General features: G+C 69.5%; 17 protein-coding genes. 15 read left to right on the plus strand and 2 right to left on the minus strand.

From position 1 onward, the window contains the following. Nucleotides 1-16: 16 nt before the first annotated feature. The 10 genes from B5D37_RS07400 (at nt 17) to B5D37_RS07445 (ending at nt 9,317) form a co-directional block, all read left to right on the plus strand. Nucleotides 17-646: a ParA family protein gene (locus B5D37_RS07400; protein WP_078758087.1), complete on the plus strand. Its 630-nt coding sequence runs from the start codon at nt 17-19 to the stop codon at nt 644-646. Nucleotides 647-695: 49 nt separating this feature from the next. Beyond that, nucleotides 696-1,172, plus strand: a complete 477-nt coding sequence (locus tag B5D37_RS07405) for a SixA phosphatase family protein (RefSeq protein WP_078758088.1) — start codon at nt 696-698, stop codon at nt 1,170-1,172. Between the two features lie 107 nt (nt 1,173-1,279). Next, entirely contained in the window at nt 1,280-1,801 is a 522-nt protein-coding gene (locus B5D37_RS07410) for a YceI family protein (protein WP_078758089.1), read from the plus strand. An 11-nt stretch (nt 1,802-1,812) separates the two neighbouring features. Next, complete coding sequence (locus B5D37_RS07415) at nt 1,813-3,720, plus strand: phospholipase D family protein (RefSeq protein WP_078758090.1); 1,908 nt, start codon at nt 1,813-1,815, stop codon at nt 3,718-3,720. Between the two features lie 163 nt (nt 3,721-3,883). Next, nucleotides 3,884-4,078, plus strand: coding sequence for a hypothetical protein (locus tag B5D37_RS07420; protein ID WP_078758091.1), 195 nt, complete (start codon nt 3,884-3,886; stop codon nt 4,076-4,078). 124 nt (nt 4,079-4,202) lie between these two features. Continuing rightward, nucleotides 4,203-4,640 carry a hotdog fold thioesterase gene (locus tag B5D37_RS07425; RefSeq protein WP_078758092.1) on the plus strand — a complete coding sequence of 146 codons (438 nt, stop codon included), beginning with the start codon at nt 4,203-4,205 and terminating at the stop codon, nt 4,638-4,640. 30 nt (nt 4,641-4,670) lie between these two features. After that, nucleotides 4,671-5,474, plus strand: coding sequence for a lysophospholipid acyltransferase family protein (locus B5D37_RS07430; protein WP_078758093.1), 804 nt, complete (start codon nt 4,671-4,673; stop codon nt 5,472-5,474). Between the two features lie 13 nt (nt 5,475-5,487). After that, nucleotides 5,488-6,471: a YheT family hydrolase gene (locus B5D37_RS07435; RefSeq protein WP_078758174.1), complete on the plus strand. Its 984-nt coding sequence runs from the start codon at nt 5,488-5,490 to the stop codon at nt 6,469-6,471. A 68-nt stretch (nt 6,472-6,539) separates the two neighbouring features. After that, the gene (locus tag B5D37_RS07440; RefSeq protein WP_159447360.1) at nt 6,540-8,612 is read left to right on the plus strand and encodes a tetratricopeptide repeat protein; all 2,073 of its coding nucleotides are present in this window, start codon (nt 6,540-6,542) and stop codon (nt 8,610-8,612) included. Nucleotides 8,613-8,678: 66 nt separating this feature from the next. After that, nucleotides 8,679-9,317 carry a YbhB/YbcL family Raf kinase inhibitor-like protein gene (locus B5D37_RS07445; RefSeq protein ID WP_078758095.1) on the plus strand — a complete coding sequence of 213 codons (639 nt, stop codon included), beginning with the start codon at nt 8,679-8,681 and terminating at the stop codon, nt 9,315-9,317. 24 nt (nt 9,318-9,341) lie between these two features. On the opposite strand, the gene B5D37_RS07450 is transcribed toward B5D37_RS07445, so the two are convergent. After that, nucleotides 9,342-10,136: an undecaprenyl-diphosphate phosphatase gene (locus B5D37_RS07450; protein WP_078758096.1), complete on the minus strand. Its 795-nt coding sequence runs from the start codon at nt 10,134-10,136 to the stop codon at nt 9,342-9,344. 216 nt (nt 10,137-10,352) lie between these two features. Here B5D37_RS07450 and glnA point away from each other — a divergent pair, with 216 nt between their 5' ends. The 5 genes from glnA (at nt 10,353) to B5D37_RS07475 (ending at nt 15,832) form a co-directional block, all read left to right on the plus strand. Next, nucleotides 10,353-11,762: a type I glutamate--ammonia ligase gene (glnA, locus tag B5D37_RS07455; RefSeq protein ID WP_078758097.1), complete on the plus strand. Its 1,410-nt coding sequence runs from the start codon at nt 10,353-10,355 to the stop codon at nt 11,760-11,762. A gap of 433 nt (nt 11,763-12,195) precedes the next feature. Beyond that, entirely contained in the window at nt 12,196-13,236 is a 1,041-nt protein-coding gene (locus B5D37_RS07460; RefSeq protein ID WP_078758098.1) for a two-component system sensor histidine kinase NtrB, read from the plus strand. Then, nucleotides 13,233-14,660 carry a nitrogen regulation protein NR(I) gene (gene ntrC / locus B5D37_RS07465; protein WP_078758099.1) on the plus strand — a complete coding sequence of 476 codons (1,428 nt, stop codon included), beginning with the start codon at nt 13,233-13,235 and terminating at the stop codon, nt 14,658-14,660. Before B5D37_RS07460 ends, ntrC begins: the two co-directional genes overlap by 4 nt. 70 nt (nt 14,661-14,730) lie before the next feature. Continuing rightward, a complete protein-coding gene (locus tag B5D37_RS07470) occupies nt 14,731-15,324 on the plus strand; it encodes a superoxide dismutase family protein (protein WP_078758100.1) in 594 nt (197 codons plus the stop codon). A gap of 7 nt (nt 15,325-15,331) precedes the next feature. Continuing rightward, nucleotides 15,332-15,832 carry a GNAT family N-acetyltransferase gene (locus B5D37_RS07475; protein WP_078758101.1) on the plus strand — a complete coding sequence of 167 codons (501 nt, stop codon included), beginning with the start codon at nt 15,332-15,334 and terminating at the stop codon, nt 15,830-15,832. Between the two features lie 3 nt (nt 15,833-15,835). Here the strand turns inward: B5D37_RS07475 and B5D37_RS07480 are convergent, their stop codons facing one another. Further along, nucleotides 15,836-16,759, minus strand: a complete 924-nt coding sequence (locus tag B5D37_RS07480; protein ID WP_078758102.1) for a hypothetical protein — start codon at nt 16,757-16,759, stop codon at nt 15,836-15,838. Nucleotides 16,760-16,829 lie beyond the last annotated feature (70 nt).

A 16,829-nucleotide genomic window follows, 5' to 3' on the forward strand; every position in this document is an offset into this window, starting at 1 on the left:
CAACCGGGGGAACCGCATGAAGACCGTACTCGTGGCCAGCTCGAAGGGTGGTGTCGGCAAGACCACCATCGCCACCCACCTCGCCGCCCACGCGGCGATCGAAGGGCGCAATACCGTGCTGGTCGATGCCGATCCGCAGGGGTCGGCGACGCGCTGGGCCCAGCGGCGCTCGGAACTGGACACTGCGGTGCTGCCAATCGACGGTACGGGCGGAAAGGGCTGGCGCCGCCAATTGCCGGAAGGTACCGACCAGGTGGTGGTCGACGCCGCTGCCGGCGCCATGGCCTCGGACCTGGGGCCATTCCTGGACATCGCCGATGCGGTGGTGGTCCCGGTGCTGCCCTCCACCATCGACATCGAAGCCAGCGTCGGCTTCCTCGATACGCTCGCGCGCAACCCGCGGGTGCGTCGCGGCGAGCTCAAGGTCGGGCTGGTGGGCAACAAGCTGCGGCCGTGGACGACGATGTCACAGCAGACCGTCGAACTGCTCGGGAAATGGCCCTACCCGGTGGTCGCGCAACTCCGCGACAGCCAGGCCTACGTGCTGTTGACCGGCCTGGGCAAGAGCCTGTTCGATTACCATTCCGCCCATGTGCGCGAACACCAGGCCGACTGGCAGCCGCTATTGAGGTGGCTCAGGAAATAGGCCATCGCCGGCCCTCCCGCGGGACACCGCCCCCACCGAGAACGCCCCAATGCGCGAACTGATCCTGCTGCGGCATGCCCACGCCGAACCCGCCACCGCCGGCCAGGCGGACCTGGACCGGCCGCTGTCGGCCGAAGGGCTCGCCGAGGCCGAGGCCGCGGGTCGCTGGCTGGCCGAACAGGGCCTGGTGCCCGACTGCGTGCTGTGCTCGCCATCGCGGCGGACGCGGGAGACGCTGGAAGCCGTGCTCGGGGTGGTGGGCTACGTCGAGCAGCGGGTGGAGGACACCATCTACGAGGCCAACCCCGGCACGCTGATCGCACTGGCCGACACCCATGTCGAGGTCGAAAGGCTGATGCTGGTGGGCCACAACCCGGGCATGGAGCAACTGGCGGCGCTGCTGCACAGCGGCCAGTCCGGTGACTACCGCGGCATGCCGCCGGCAGGCGTCGCCGTGCTGGCCATGCCCCCCGGGGTGCCGCTGGAGCCGGGCATCGCCCAGCTCAGCGCGTTCTGGTGGCCGTGAATCGCAGCGTTTCTGCGCGGATCCATTGGCTGTGTGCGGGTTGCTTGCTGGCGTGGGTCGCGGGTGCCACGGGTGCAACGCCCCGTGCCAGGTCTCCTGTCCCGGCGTTGCCGCCCGGCACGTCGCTTGACCTGCGCTTCGACCCCGGCCTGAGCCACTTCGGCTTCGAGGTGCGTACCCGCTGGGGCATCCGGGTGGAAGGCCGGTTTCCAGACCATGGCGGCGCCCTTACCATCCTGCCCGACGGGCGCCAGCAGGTGCACGTGCGGCTGGCGACGGGCGCAGTCGAAGTCGACGGCTCGGACAAATACACCGAGATCGCGCGCGGCGAGGGCTTCTTCGATTCGACCCGCCACCCGGTGGCGGAGTTCATCTCGCAACCGTACCGGCCGGAGCTGGTGCACGACGGGGGGCGCCTGCGCGGCAGGCTGACCATGCATGGCACCAGCCGGATGGAAACCTTCACGGTCGCACCGGCGACCTGCGCGCGGCCGGGGTGGGAGTGCGACGTGGTCGCCACCGGCGTGGTCGAACGCGATCGGTACGGGTTGGACGGTTGGCGCCTGGCGCTCAGCGACAAGGTGCGGTTCAACATGCGGGTGAGGTTGCAGGAGGGGGAGACGGAGTGAACGGAAGGCAGATGGCCACCCGCCTGGCAGCCATGCTGCTGGCGTTGGCGACGAGCGCGTGCGCCACGCTGGCGCCGGCCCAGGCCGACCGCGCCGCCGCGATCGCCGAGGCCGCACGTCCGGTCGCGGTGGAGTGTTCCGAGCCCGACGCCTGCGCCCGTCCGTCGCCCCTGCACCGGCTGGCCGGCGATGCCTTTGTCCGCTCCACGCCGGAGCGGCCAGTGCACCACGCGCTCATCCTGGACGAAGGCACCGGGGCGATGCTGGCCCGGATCAACCTGATCCGCAGCGCCACCACCGCGATCGACGTCCAGACCTACATCTATGACGAAGACGACGCGGGGCGGCTGGTGCTCGACGAGCTCATCGACGCCGCCCGGCGGGGGGTGCGCGTCCGCCTGCTGATGGACCAGCTCTCGGCCATGCGCAGCGTAGAAACGCTGGCGGCCCTGTCGGGCGTGCATGCCAACTTCGAGCTGCGGCTTTACAACCCGACCCTGGGCCGGGCGCGCATCACCTATCCGCAGTACGTGCTCGCCGCCGCCTGCTGCTGGCGCAGGCTCAACCAGCGCATGCACAACAAGCTGCTGCTGGTCGATGGAGCCGTGGGCATCACCGGCGGGCGCAACTACCAGGACGACTACTACGACTGGGACGACGAGTACAACTTCCGCGACCGCGACCTGCTGGTCGCCGGCCCCGTCGTGCGGGACATGGCCGCCGACTTCGGCCGGTTCTGGAACAACCCGCTCAGCGTGCCGCCGGCGCGGCTGGTGGACGTCGGCACGATGCTGCTGCGTGACGGCGTGCCGGCTCTGCAGCCGCATCCGTTCGAGCGCCCCGAACGGGCCCGGCGGATGCGCGAGGATGCCGATGATCCGGCGCTGGCCGCGCGGCTGGCGGCGCAGGCCATGGAGGTCTCGGAGGTCTACTACGTCTCCGACCTGCCGGGAAAGCACACCGGTGAGGATCCGTCATCCCATGCCGCCATGTCCCGGTCGCTGCGCCGGATGATCGAATCGGCGCAGGAAGAGGTCCTGCTGCAGACGCCCTACCTGGTGCTGTCGGACGCCGCCCAGCAGACCTTCCGCGACCTGCACGACAGGCCCGACCCGCCACGCGTGATCGTGTCGACCAACAGCCTCGCGGCCACTGACGCCTTCATCGCCTATGCGCTCTCGTACAAGTACAAGCGCCGCTTCCTGCGTGAGTTCGGCTTCAACATCTACGAGTACAAACCTTTCCCCGAAGATTCGCCGGTGGACCTTGCCGCCACCGGCGCTTTCGTTCCAGAGTACATACCCCAGGATCCACCACGCCGCGAACGGGGTGCCGATCGGACCAGTGCGCTGAACGGATTGCGCCACAGGCAAGGCCAAGCGGAATACGGCGCGATGCGCTACGTCGGCCGCCGGGCGAACGAGCCGGTGCCCCTGCGGCGCGCGGGCGTCCGCATCGGCCTGCATGCCAAGTCGATGGTGGTGGACGAGCGCATCGGCGTCGTCGGTACCCACAACTTCGATCCACGCGGCGACACCTGGAACACCGAGGGCTCGGTGGTGGTGGTCGACGAGACCTTCGCGCGCGCGCTGGCCGACAGCATCCGCCGCGACATCAGCCCGGGCAATTCATGGGTGATCGCGCCGCGGGACAAGGCGCCGGTGCTGTGGGGCCTGGAATACTCGCTGGCCAAGGCGTCCGAGTACCTTCCCCTGTTCGACCTGTGGCCGGTGCGCTACGCCACCAGCTACGAATACGTGCCGGGGGAGCACTGCCCGGCGCCGCTGCCGCCCGATGATCCCGGGTTCCGGGACTGCTACCGCCCGGTCGGCGACTTCCCCGAGGTCAATCCGGCGTTGAAGGGGCTGCCAACGCGCCTGTTCACCGCCTTCGGCGCCGGTCTGGCGCCCATTCTCTAGTTGCCGGCCCGCCTCTGGGCCTACGCAGCCGGAGACAGGTCTTCAGTGGGGTGACTTCTGGCCCATGGTGCTTCCGCCTAGGTGTTGTACTTTACCAACACACCAAGGCACCAAGACACCAGAGCCCGTCCCCCGAAGCAACACCCCACTGAGGATCCACACCATGAACACCGTCCGCACCCAGCTCCGCACCGCTTCCTCCTCCGTCGCCGCCCGCAGCTATGCACCGGCCCCGGTCCGCAGCAACCCGGCCTATGGCAACCGCGAGTTCGGCGTCGGCTACGGCTCCAGCAGCGGCTATGCCTCCCCCACCCGCTACGTGCCCAACAACACCCCGCGCCTGTTCCGCTTCGTCTGAACAAGCGGGTGGCATCCATGACCCCCGTCGCGCACCAGGACCCGGTGTGCCGGCCCCTCCCCTGGTCGGCGCATCGGGTCCGGTGCTGCTGGTTGGCCGCCGCGGGTCCCGGTATCGTTGCCGGATGAATGAACCCAACGCCGGGCCTTTCCGGCGCAGCACCAGCCTGGATCGCCTCAACGAGCTGTCGCGTGGCACCGCGATGGAGCCCCTGGGGATCCGCTTCACCGAAATCGGTCCCGATTTCCTGCGCGGCACCATGCCGGTGGACGAGCGCACGAAGCAGCCTTACGGCCTGCTGCACGGCGGCGCCTCGGTCCTGCTGGCGGAGACGCTGGGCAGCACCGCCGGCAACCTGTGCGTTCCCGAGGGCCGGGTGTGCGTCGGGCTGGAGATCAACGCCAACCACCTGCGCGCGGTCCGCGGCGGCAGCGTGACCGGTACCGCGAGGCCGCTGCACGTCGGCGGGCGTACCCAGGTCTGGGAGATCCGGATCGAGGACGGGCGCGGAAAGCTCGCCTGCATCTCACGGTTGACGCTCGCGGTGGTCGCTTCCGGCTGAGCCGGTCGGCGCTTCGGTATCATCGCGCCGATGAACGCGCCGCCCTCTACCACCACCACGCCTGCCGGAGCGGCGCGCGCCGTCCGCGTACTGCGCTACCTGTGGCGCGTGCCGATGCTGCTCTGGCACCTGCTGGTGCACCTGCCCCTGACCCTGCTGCTGATCTCGCCGCCGATGGGCGGCATCATCATCGGCGGCGAGCGACTGGAGCACCGGCTGATCCGGGCGTGGTCGAACGGACTGCTGCGCGTGTTCGGCTTCCGCATGCAGCGGGTCGGTACGCCGCTCCCCGGTGCGGTGATGTTCGTCGCCAACCATGTCAGCTGGATCGACATCTCGTCGATGCACAGCCAGCGCATGATGGGGTTCGTCGCCAAGCGGGAGATCCGCTCATGGCCGCTGGTGGGCTGGATGGCCAGCCGCGCCCAGACCATCTTCCATGCGCGGGGCAGCAGCGAGTCCCTGGGTGGCGTGCTGCACGAGATGCTGGCGCGCCTGCGCGGCGGCCAGTCGATCGGGGTGTTCCCCGAAGGTGGCACGCGCGGCGGCGAGGCCCTGGGTCCCTTCCATGCCCGCATATTCATGGCAGCGGTGGAGGCGGGGGTGCCGGTGCAGCCCGTTGCTTTGCGCTACGGCGCCGGGGGCGAGGCCCAGCAGATCGTGGCTTTCGGGCCGCGCGAACGGTTCGTCGGCAACTTCCTGCGCCTGCTGGGCGAGCCGGCACGGGTGGTGCAGGTGCATTTCCTGCAGCCGATCATGCCCGGCGAGGCGGAGGGGCGGCGGCGCCTGGCCGAGCTGGCACGCAGCCGCATCGCCGAAGCGCTGGCCAGTTGATCGCCGCCGGATGGTGACCTCGAGCGACTTCAGTCCTCCCCGCTGGCTGCGCAATGCCCACCTGCAGACGGTGCTGGGTTCCAGCGCAATGCGCCAGCGCCTGGGCGAGCGGCAGCTTGCAACGGCCGGCGCGGTCACCACCCAGCACCTGGTCGACGGCGGGCGCGGCGTACGCCTGCAAGGCCTGCACAGCGCGGTGCCCGGTGCCTGCGACCGCGGTCTGGCGCTGTTGCTGCACGGCTGGGAGGGGAGCGCGGATTCCAGCTACATGCGATTGACCGCGGCGCGGCTGCTGGCCTGCGACTTCGAGGTGTTCCGGCTCAACTTCCGCGACCACGGCGGCACCCACCACCTCAACGAAGGGATCTTCCATTCCAACCGGATCGAGGAGGTCGTGCACGCGGCGCGCGACGTCGCCCGGCGTTTCCCGCTGCGGCCGCTGGTGGTGGCCGGCTACTCGCTGGGCGGCAACTTCGCCCTCCGCCTGGGGTTGCACGCGCCGGACGCAGGGCTGGCGATCGCGCACATCGCGGTGGTGTGCCCGGTGCTCGACCCTGCCCGCACCATGGAGGCCATGGAGGCCGGGTTCCCGCTGTACCTGCGTCACTTCGAGCGCAAGTGGCGTACCTCGCTGCAGCGCAAGCGCGCGCTGTTTCCCGACCGCCACGACTTCGACGACCGCGTGCTCGGGCTGCGCATGCGGCCGTTGACCCAGTGGCTGGTCGAGCGCCACACCGAGTTCGGCACGCTCGAACGCTATTTCGACGGCTATTCGATCGCGGGGGATCGCCTCGCGGGACTGCGGGTCCCCGCCAGCATCCTGATGGCCGCCGACGATCCGGTCATCCCGGTCGCCGATTTCCACCAGGCAGAACTGGGGGCCTCAACCCGGCTCGAGGTGTCGCCCTGGGGCGGGCACTGCGGCTTCATCGAGAATGCCCGCCTGGATGGCTTCGGCGAACGCTGGATCGCCGAGCGGCTGCACGCGTCGGCCTGAACGAGCGCCCGAGAACCGCCCGTGGTGGCCCCGCTACAATGCCCGGCCACGCCAGACACGAGCCACCCATGCACGAGAACATCATCGACGCCCTGCGCCGCGGCGCTGCCGACGAGGCGCTGACGGCCGCACGCGAAGCGGTCGCCGCGCAGCCGCAGGATCCGATGGCCCAGCGCCTGCTGGCGGCAGCGCTGCGGCTCGCCGGTGATCGCGAAGGCGCCGTCGAGGCCATCGATCGTGCCGTGGCGCTCGCGCCCGACGACGCCAGCATTCAACTGGAGCGGGCGGGGTTGCTGCTGCAGGAACGCAAGCTGGACGAGGCCGAGGCCGCACTCGCCCGGAGCGTTGGTCTGGATCCGAACCAGTTCCCGGCGTACATCGTACAGGCGCAATTGGCCCTGGCCCGTGGGGAAATCGAAGAGGCCGAGCGCCTCGCACGGACCGCCGCCCGCATTGCGCCCGAGCATCCGCAGCTGGCAGCGGTGGAGGGCAGCATCGCGCTCCGTCGTGGTGACGCCGACCGTGGCCTGGCCATACTGTCGGCCGCTGCAAAACGTTGGCCATGGGAAGGCACGCTGCGGCACTCCCTGGGTTTCGCCTATTGGGCCAAGGGCCATCTCGCATTTGCCGAGGAGGCTTTCCGTGCCCTTCGAGAGGCCAAGCCGGATTCGATGTCGTTGCGTTTCCTGCTCGCGGACCTGATGCGTCAGCAAGGTCGCCCGGGAGATGCGTTGGCGGAGCTGGAGCCGTTGCTGCGTGATCCGTCCGCTACCCCCGCGATGCGTCGGATGGTGGGGGAGCTGGAGCTTGCGGCAGGTCGCAACGAGGCTGCTGAACTCCATTTGCGGGAGTCGCTGCTGGAACACCCTGGAGAGCGGCGGACACTGCTGGCACTCATCGAAGCGTGGCGTCGGCTTGGTGACTCCGACGGTGCCCGCGGCACGTTGGACCGCCTGTTGGAGATCCATCCCGGCAATGTCGATCTCTGGCGGGCACGGTTGATGTTCGAAGAATACGCAAGCGAGGGCGCGGTGGCGGTAGTGGACAGGTGGCTCGCGGCGACCCCCGATTCTGTCCCTGCGCTTGAGGCCCGGGCGACGCTGCACGACGCAGCAGGCAGGGGGGAGGAGGCCGAAGCAGTAGCGCGCCGCATCACGGAGCTTCAACCAGGCCATGCCGCGGCGGAAATGCGGATCGTCAGGGGCTTGCTCTCGCGTGATCCGGAGGCGGGCATTGAGCACATTGAACGGCTGCTATCCGCCGCGGACAATGAACAGGCCAGCCGACAGTTGCGCCAGGCGCTGGGGCGTGCGCTGGACATTGCGGGACAGCCCGCCGCCGCGGCGGCAACCTGGGCCGAATTGCATGTGGAGCTGGCACCGCGGCGCCTGCCACTTCCCGAGCCGGCTCCCGCTCGGACGGAGTGGCCGCGATCCGGAGAGCTGTCCGAGCCTGCGCCGGCGGTGATCCTGCTGTGGGGGACGCCCGGTTCGATGGTCGAACGCCTCGCTGCCACGCTTCAGGGCAACGGCCTTCCGCTGAGGGCAGATCGGCTGGGAGAGGATCCGCCGGACGATCTGTTCCAGCGCTTCTCTACCATCCGCCAACTGGCGAGCGGAGAGGCTGATCCACTCGGCCTGGTCGAGGAGTGGCGCGCCGCCTTGCCCGCGCGCGGCATCAGCGACGGCCAGATCCACGACCTGCTCTTGTGGTGGGACAACGCGGCGCTCATCGCGCTGCGCCCCCATCTACCAAACGCGCAGCTTGTCTTCGCATTGCGGGACCCGCGCGACATGCTGCTGGATTGGCTTGCGTTCGGTGCCCAGGCCCCGTTTGCCCTGGAAACACCGATGGCAGGCGCCCGGTGGATGGCGGATGTGCTTGCCCAGATCGCAGACATCCACGAGCAAGGCCTTTTTCCCCATCAGCTGGTCAGGATGGACGCTGTCGTTGATGATCCCGAGGGGATCGCTGCCGCCCTCGCCCCGATCCTGTCGTCCGGATTGCGGCCTCTGCCGGCGGAGCGATTGGGCGGCGAACGCCTGCCAGCAGGGCACTGGCGCCGGTTCCACGAGCCACTCGGCGAAGCCTTCGCGCTGCTGGAGCCGGTCGCGCGCCGACTGGGCTACGCGGCCGACTGACGAGGCGGGCATCCGGCGGTCACGCCGGCTCTGGCAGACTCCCCGCGTCCCCCAAGGAGCCGCACGATGCACATCCGCAGCGACAGTTTCGACCACCACGCACCGATCCCCGCCCGGTTCGCGGCCGGCCAGCGTGACGGAAAGGATGTCGGCTTCGGCCGCAACCTCAACCCGCACCTGGCGTGGCGCGATGCCCCTCCGGAGACCCGCTCGTTCGCGCTGCTGTGCATCGACGCCGACGCCCCGACCGTGCCGGAGATGGCGGGCAAGGAAGGGGTGGAGATCCCGTTCGACCAGCCGCGTACCGATTTCTGCCACTGGGCGATGATCGACATCCCGCCGCACGTCGACGGGATCGCCGAAGGCAGCTGCAGCAACGGCGTTACTCCTCACGGAAAACGCGATCCCAAGGGTCCGGAGGGCAGCCGCCAGGGCCTGAATGACTACACGGGCTGGTTCGCCCAGGATCCCGACCTCACGGGCGAATGGCTCGGCTACGACGGGCCGTTCCCGCCGCCCAACGACCGCCGTCCGCATCGCTATTTCTTCCGGCTGTACGCACTGGACGTGTCACGGCTGGACGTGGGCGAACGCTTCACCTGTGCCGACGTGCAGCGCGCGATGCAACACCACGTGCTGGCCGAGGCCCTGCTGCAGGGGGTCTACACCCTGCATCCCGAAGTCGAGGCCCGTAGCGCCTCCTGAACCGTCGCGGGCGGGGCGGCTGCCTCAGTCGCCCGCCGGCAACCACAGCAGCAGCGCAGCGCCCAGCACGATCCGGTAGATCGCGAAGGGCGTGTAGCTGTGCTGCTTGATGTAGCCCAGCAGCCAGCGCACCGCGATGAAGCCGGTCACCGTCGCCGCCGCGAACGCGACGCCCAGCTCGCCCCAGGCCACCGGATCGGCGCCGCTGTCGAGGAAGTGCTCCAGCAGCGCGTAGGCGCTGGCGGCGAACATCGTGGGGATGCCCACCAGGAACACGAATTCAGTCGCCGCCGAACGGTTGCCGGTACCGGCCAGCATCGCCATGAAGATTGCTGCGGCCGAGCGAGAGGTGCCGGGGAACACGCCGGCCACCACCTGTGCGAGGCCGACCAGGATCGCGACCGTCCACGTGATCTGCATCGACGCCGGCCGCCGGGCCGCGAGGCGCTCGGCCACCAGCATCCAGATGCCGCCGAGGATCAGTGCGATGGCGATGGGCGAGACCGTTTCCGGCAGCTCCCAACCCATCATCCGCACTGGCAGGCCCACCACCGCCGTCACTGCGAACGCCACGGCCAGCTTGGCGAGGTAGTCACGGTTCTCCCGCTCGCCCAGGCCGGTGCCCAGCGCCCACAGCCGCCGGCGGAACACGAGCGTGATCGCCAGGATCGCTCCCGCCTGGATGACGATGTTGAACAGGTCCGGCCTCGCGCCCAGCCAGTGCTGCGCGATCAGCAGGTGGCCGGTGCTGGAAATGGGCAGGAATTCGGTCAGCCCTTCGAGGATGCCGAGCAGCAGGGCGGCGAGGATGTCTGGCATGGCGGGGCCGCAGAGGCGCGAAGTGGGTGGCGGGGCAGGATACCCCGCCAGCGTTCGCACCGATCAGGCGCGATGGGTCCAGGGACGCACCTGGGTGGTGCGCGCTTTGGCCAAGGCCTCCCTCGACACGTAAAGGAATCAACAGGTTGCGCGGCTCACACGGTTGGCACGCCGCTTGCTGTCTCCTAGGCAGTCTTCCCACCCAGCCGAGTCCCCATGTCCATCGAGAACGTCGAAAAGCTCATCAAGGAACACAAGGTCGAGTTCATCGACCTGCGCTTCGCCGACATGCGCGGCGTGCAGCACCACGTCACCTATCCCGCCTCGATCATCGAGCCCGGCCTGTTCGAGGACGGCAAGATGTTCGACGGCTCGTCGATCAGTGGCTGGAAGGGCATCCACGATTCGGACATGGTGTTGCTGCCGGATCCGTCGACGGCGTTCCTCGATCCGTTCACCGCCGACCCGACGCTGGTGGTGACCTGCGACATCCTCGATCCGGCGACCATGCAGGCCTACACGCGTGACCCGCGCGGCATCGCCAAGCGCGCCGAGGCCTACCTCAAGTCCAGCGGGATCGCCGACCAGGCCTTCTTCGGGCCGGAGCCGGAGTTCTTCATCTTCGACAGCGTTCGCTACGCCAACGAGATGGGACACACCTTCTTCCACATCGATTCGGAAGAGGCGCACTGGAACTCCTCGCGCGAGTACGCCGGCGGCAACACCGGCTACCGTCCGGGCGTGAAGGGCGGGTACTTCCCGGTGGCGCCGCTGGATTCGCTGCACGACATCCGCGCCGAGATGTGCAAGACGCTGGAGGCCGTGGGCATCGAGGTCGAGGTGCACCACCACGAAGTCGCCAACGCCGGCCAGTGCGAGATCGGCACCAAGTTCAACTCGCTGACCCGCAAGGCCGACGAACTGCTGACGATGAAGTACATCGTCAAGAACGTTGCCCACCGCAACGGCAAGACCGCGACCTTCATGCCCAAGCCCATCGTCGGCGACAACGGCAGCGGCATGCACGTGCACCAGTCGCTGGCCAAGGGCGGCAACAACCTGTTCTCCGGCGACGGCTACGGCGGCCTGAGCCAGATGGCGCTGTGGTACATCGGCGGCATCTTCAAGCACGCCCGCGCGATCAACGCCTTCACCAACGCCACCACCAACAGCTACAAGCGGCTGGTGCCGGGCTTCGAGGCGCCGGTGATGCTTGCGTATTCGGCCAGCAACCGCTCGGCCAGCTGCCGCATCCCGTACGTGGCCAACCCGAAAGCGCGCCGCATCGAGATGCGCTTCCCCGACCCGATGAATTCGGGCTACCTGATCTTCACCGCGCTGATGATGGCCGGCCTGGACGGCATCAAGAACCAGATCGACCCGGGCGAGCCGGCCGACAAGGATCTCTACGACCTGCCGCCGGAAGAGGCCAAGGACATCCCGACGGTCTGCCACAGCCTGGACCAGGCGCTGGAAGCGCTCGACGGCGACCGCGAGTTCCTGAAGGCGGGCGGCGTATTCACCGACGACTTCATCGACGCCTACATCGCGCTGAAGATGAAGGAAGTCACCGCCTTCCGCGCCGCGACCCATCCGCTCGAGTACCAGATGTACTACGCGATCTAGTCGCGGCGGTTCGCATCACATCGCAAGACAACGGCCCGGCAACCCCGGGCCGTTTCCCTTTCCGCAGGCAGGTAGGAGCGACGTAAGTCGCGACCCACTGACAGCACATCGGCCATCGATCAACGCGCATCTCCAACTACGCGCCGCCAGGTCTCGAACACGGCACCCAGGAGTGCGGCGTCTCGCGCCGGATGTCTCGCCGGCTCCGGCGAGAGCGGCGCCTCGGCCGGATGTTGCCGCCCGGTTCGATCGGCCATCCATGGCCGACTCACCGGCCGCGGCCATCCATGGCCGCTCCGGCAACATCCGGCCGAGCCACCGCATCGGCGGTTGGTTTCCATGTCGCGGCCCCTGTAGGAGCGGCTTCAGCCGCGACCCACCGTTTCGTCCCTTGCGCCGATTCCCGCCGCCGTTGCTGCACTAATATGGTGCGATGCCCGACACTCCACCGCCACCGGACGCCGACACCCTGACCACTCCACTGGCGTGGACAGGTGCGGACGGCGCCATCTCCGGCTGCAACCAGGCGTTCGCGCGCTGGCTGGGCGTGGGATCCCGTCGCGTGGTCGGGCGGCCGTTGGCGAGCCTGGATGCCGGCCTGCCCGAGCGCCTCGCCGATGCCGTGGCCCGGATCGGACCTGACACCGCACCGCTGCGCCTGCGCCGGGTCCACCTGCGGCACCCGGAAGCCGAGGAGCGTTTTGCAGACCTGTGGCTGAGCGCCCACGGCGATGGGGTGCTGGTGGAGGCGCATCCGGTCGACGAGTTTCCCGGCGAGGATCCGGCGCTGTTGCTGCCCGCGGCGTTGACCGCCTCGCTCAAGGGCCTGGCGCACGAGCTGCGAAATCCGCTGGCGGGCCTCAAGGGGGCGGCGCAACTGTTGGGGCGGCGGGTCGGGGATGCGGCGTCGAAGGAGCTGGTCGAGCTGATCGACGGGGAGGTGGCGCGGCTGGCGGCATTGCTGGACCAGCTGCTGACCCCGGCGCCGCCGAGGCCGCACGCGGCGCTGAACATCCATGCGGTGCTGGAGCGGGTGCTGCGGTTGGCCGAGAGCGATGCCGGCTGGGCGGTGCGGCTGGTGCGCGACTACGACCCGAGCCTGCCCGAGTTCGCCGGCGACGCCGATCGCCTCACGCAGGCGTTGTGGAACCTGGTGCGCAATGCAATCGAGGCCGGTGCTGGCACCATCTCGTTGCGCACCCGGGTCGAACATGGCCTGCGGATCGGCGAACAGGCGCACCCGGTGGCACTGCGGATGGAGATCGTGGACGACGGTCGCGGCGTGCCCGAAGAGTTGGCCGAGCGCGTGTTCCTGCCACTGGTGTCCGGCCGCGCCGAAGGCACGGGGTTGGGGCTGGCGCTGGCGCAACAGGTGGCGCGCGAGCATCGCGGCTCGCTTGCCTATCGATCGAGGCCGGGCCACACCGTGTTCACCCTGCTGCTGCCAATGGTCGCGGCGGAGGCGGTGGCATGAGCACGGCCCGGATATGGATCGTCGACGATGACCGCAGCGTGCGGTTCGTCCTCGCCACGGCACTGCGCGATGCCGGCTACGAGGTCGAGCAGTTCGAAGGCAGCGATTCAGCGCTGCGGGCACTGGCCGAGGCCGATGCGGCGGCCCTGCCATCGCTGCTGTTCACCGACGTGCGCATGCCCGGCGACGACGGGCTGGTCCTGCTCGAGCGCCTGAAGTCGAGGATGCCCGACCTGCCGGTGGTCGTGATGAGTGCCTATACCGACGTCGCCAGTACCGCCGGTGCATTCCGGGGCGGCGCGCGCGAATTCCTCTCCAAGCCTTTCGACCTGGACGAAGCGGTGGCGCTGGCGGCGCGCACCCTGGCAGCGGTTGGCGAGCCGGCGGCGGCGCAGGCTGGGCCGACCGGCGATGCCGACGGGCTGCTGGTCGGCAGTTCCGCACCGATGCGGGAGCTGTTCCGGGCGATCGGCCGGCTGGCACAGGCGCCGCTGTCGGTGCTGGTCACCGGCGAAACCGGCACCGGCAAGGAACTGGTGGCCCGGGCCCTGCATCGTGAATCGCCGCGTGCCCGCAAGCCATTCGTAGCGCTCAATACCGCGGCCATCCCCGCCGAGCTGCTGGAGTCCGAATTGTTCGGCCACGAGGCGGGCGCATTCACCGGCGCCACCCGTCGGCACCAGGGCCGTTTCGAACAGGCCGACGGCGGCACGTTGTTCCTCGACGAGATCGGCGACATGCCGTTGCCGTTGCAGACCCGCTTGCTGCGCGTGCTGGCCGAAGGCGAGTTCTTCCGCGTCGGCGGCCGCGAGCTGATCCGGGTCGACGTGCGGGTGGTCGCCGCCACCCACCAGGACCTGGAGCAGCGGGTGGCCGATGGCCGCTTCCGCGCCGACCTCCTGCACCGGCTCGACGTGGTGCGCCTGCAACTGCCGCCACTACGGGAGCGCTCCGGCGACGTGCGCGAACTGGCGGAACGTTTCCTCGCCGGTGCCGCCAAACGTTTCGGCACCGCCCCCAAGCGGCTGCGGCCCGAAGCCGTCGAGCGCATGCGAGCGCACAATTGGCCCGGCAACGTGCGGGAGCTGGAAAACCTGTGCTGGCGGCTGGCAGTGTTCAGTGCCGGCGACTCGATCGGTGGCGACGAGGTACAGGCGGCGCTGGGCCGGCGTCGCCATGTCGCAGGTGGCACGCCGGCAACGACGGATTCCGGGTGGACCGGTGCGCTGCAGCACTGGGTCCGCAATCGCCTCGAAGCAGGCGATCCTTCGATCCACGCCGAGGCGCTGGAGCAGTTCGACCGGGTGCTGCTGGAAACCGCGCTGGAGCATACCGGTGGCCGCCGCGCCGAGGCCGCGGCGCGGCTGGGGGTTGGCCGCAACACGCTCAGCCGTAAACTGAAGCCGAAGCGCCCGCGCGGCTGAATGCGGTTCACTCCGGTTGAACCCGGCCCGCGCTAGGGTGCCGCCCCACTGTCCTGATCCGGAGACCGCCATGAAGACCGCACTGCTCGCCAGCGCCAGCGCCCTTGTCCTCGCCGCCTGCAGCACCACGCCGCAATCGGGCACTTCCACTGCATCGAGCACCCGCGCCGCCGCGCCGGCACCCAGCAGCACCATGGCTTCGACTTCGACCGTGTCCAGCGCCCACGTCAACCTCGCCTCCGCGTCGGGCAGCCTGGTCAGCGGGCGCCTCTCGCTGATGCCGATGGGCGGCGGTTTGCACCTGCAGGGCGAGGTCGGCGGGCTGGCTCCCAACAGTACCCACGCCATCCACATCCATGAGAAGGGCGACTGCAGCGCGGCCGACGCCAGCAGCGCGGGCGGCCACTTCAACCCGACCAGCGACCCGCACGGCAAGGTCGGCACCCCGACCCACCATGCCGGCGACATGAACAACATCGTCGCCAACGCCGATGGCGTGGCGCAGGTCAACGTGCACGCCCAGGGCCCGGTGCTGGGTGGCGGCGCGGCGAACGATGCCCTCGGCCGTGCGGTGATCGTGCACGCCGACGGCGATGACTACACCAGCCAGCCTTCCGGCAACGCGGGCGCCCGGGTCGCCTGCGGCGTGATCACCGCCGGCTGACCTGGCGATGCCTGGTCGCATCCGGGTGCGCTCCGCCCAGTCAGCCGACGCCGACCTGCTGGCCGGTTGGGCGGTCGCCATGGCGATGGAGACCGAACACAAGGCGCTGGATCCGGAGGTCGTGCTCGCGGGTGTGCGCGCGGGCATCGCCAACCCCGGCAAGGCGCGCTACTTCGTCGCGATGGAAGAGGCGTTGGCGGCCGGCCGCGAGACCCTGGCCGAGCCGGTCGGCATGCTCATGCTGACCAGCGAGTGGAGCGACTGGCGCAACGGCGACTGGTGGTGGATACAGAGTGTGTACGTCGCGCCATCGCACCGCCGCCGTGGCGTCTTCGCCGCGTTGTACCGGTATGTCGAACAGCTGGCACGCGAAGCGCCCGGCGTGATCGGGCTGCGGCTGTACGTCGAGCGCGACAACGGCACCGCGCAGCGGACCTACGGGGCGATGGGCATGGCCGACGCCGGTTACCGCATCTTCGAGGACGAGTTCCCGCGCCAGCCCGGATGAGGGTCAGCTGAGCGCGGCGAGGCAGTCGACACCGCGTTCGCAGTGCACGAAATTGACCACCACGCCGTGCGCAGTGAGTACGGTGGCGAACTGGCGTTGCCGCGCTTCGAAGTGCTGGTGCAGCCGGTGCAGTTTTTCGCGCGTGGCGGGGTCATCCCCGGCCACTCCGCCGGCGTGGCGTGACTGCCATGCCGAGGGGGAAAACAACGCGATGCGCGCTTCGCCGCCCGCGTAGTGCACCAGCGGCTCGGGTACCTGGTCCAGCCAGGCTTCACCCGTGGGTTCGAGCAGGGCGGTTTCCAGTACCGGCCACAGCGGCCCCATCCCCGCATGGTCGTACTGCATCGCAATCATGGCGAGCAGGTCGTGCAGGGTCAGGTAGCGCGCGTGCTCGACCCGCAGGCCGAATGCCTCCTGGGCCGCCAGCGCGGTGTCGGCGCCGGCCATGCCGGTTTCGATCAGGTCGCGTTCGAACAGCTCGGCCACGGCGGCGACATCCTCCGGCCGGCCGTTGAGCACGAAGGGCACCAGCCGTAGCGGGCCGCCGACATATTCCGGGGACGGGGTGAGCGCACCCGGCAGGCGATCCTCGTGGCTGCCGAAGGCGATGATGCGTCCCTGCCCGGGCGTGGTTCCGTCGCGAGGCGCCCGCGCCGCCAGCTGGTCGAGCTCGCGATGCAATGGCCAGCCCGGGCGGAGCAGTTCGATCGGATCGTAGTGCGCGCCGACGGTCGTCAGGTCAAGGCGTGCCGCGTCCGGCGCGAAGCCGCCGAGGTCGCGCGCAACCAGCGCCGCCAGTTCGCCCGCTGCCGCCTGCGGCAGGCGGTCGCGGGCGACGGGTGCGCTGCCGGAAAGCTCGAGGGCCAGTGCCCCCAGCACCTGGGCGGGGACGGCGGCGGAAGCGGTGGGCGAAGCAGGGTTCGGCATCGGTCGTCCGGAGGAAAGTACGCAGGCGTTTGGTAGCTTCCGGGTGCGGAGCTACACTGCATCCATTATG

Source organism: Lysobacter spongiicola DSM 21749 (assembly GCF_900167055.1).
Lineage (GTDB): Bacteria > Pseudomonadota > Gammaproteobacteria > Xanthomonadales > Xanthomonadaceae > Novilysobacter > Novilysobacter spongiicola.

What these genes read in the sequence shown, in the direction of transcription:
- B5D37_RS07475 (WP_078758101.1), top strand. Translation starts at nt 15,332, where the DNA reads ATGCCTGGTCGCATCCGGGTGCGCTCCGCCCAGTCAGCCGACGCCGAC.
- B5D37_RS07420 (WP_078758091.1), top strand. Translation starts at nt 3,884, where the DNA reads ATGAACACCGTCCGCACCCAGCTCCGCACCGCTTCCTCCTCCGTCGCC.
- ntrC (WP_078758099.1), top strand. Translation starts at nt 13,233, where the DNA reads ATGAGCACGGCCCGGATATGGATCGTCGACGATGACCGCAGCGTGCGG.
- B5D37_RS07405 (WP_078758088.1), top strand. Translation starts at nt 696, where the DNA reads ATGCGCGAACTGATCCTGCTGCGGCATGCCCACGCCGAACCCGCCACC.
- B5D37_RS07400 (WP_078758087.1), top strand. Translation starts at nt 17, where the DNA reads ATGAAGACCGTACTCGTGGCCAGCTCGAAGGGTGGTGTCGGCAAGACC.
- B5D37_RS07445 (WP_078758095.1), top strand. Translation starts at nt 8,679, where the DNA reads ATGCACATCCGCAGCGACAGTTTCGACCACCACGCACCGATCCCCGCC.
- B5D37_RS07425 (WP_078758092.1), top strand. Translation starts at nt 4,203, where the DNA reads ATGAATGAACCCAACGCCGGGCCTTTCCGGCGCAGCACCAGCCTGGAT.
- B5D37_RS07480 (WP_078758102.1), bottom strand. Translation starts at nt 16,759, where the DNA reads ATGCCGAACCCTGCTTCGCCCACCGCTTCCGCCGCCGTCCCCGCCCAG.
- B5D37_RS07450 (WP_078758096.1), bottom strand. Translation starts at nt 10,136, where the DNA reads ATGCCAGACATCCTCGCCGCCCTGCTGCTCGGCATCCTCGAAGGGCTG.
- B5D37_RS07470 (WP_078758100.1), top strand. Translation starts at nt 14,731, where the DNA reads ATGAAGACCGCACTGCTCGCCAGCGCCAGCGCCCTTGTCCTCGCCGCC.
- B5D37_RS07460 (WP_078758098.1), top strand. Translation starts at nt 12,196, where the DNA reads ATGCCCGACACTCCACCGCCACCGGACGCCGACACCCTGACCACTCCA.
- B5D37_RS07430 (WP_078758093.1), top strand. Translation starts at nt 4,671, where the DNA reads ATGAACGCGCCGCCCTCTACCACCACCACGCCTGCCGGAGCGGCGCGC.
- glnA (WP_078758097.1), top strand. Translation starts at nt 10,353, where the DNA reads ATGTCCATCGAGAACGTCGAAAAGCTCATCAAGGAACACAAGGTCGAG.
- B5D37_RS07440 (WP_159447360.1), top strand. Translation starts at nt 6,540, where the DNA reads ATGCACGAGAACATCATCGACGCCCTGCGCCGCGGCGCTGCCGACGAG.
- B5D37_RS07415 (WP_078758090.1), top strand. Translation starts at nt 1,813, where the DNA reads ATGGCCACCCGCCTGGCAGCCATGCTGCTGGCGTTGGCGACGAGCGCG.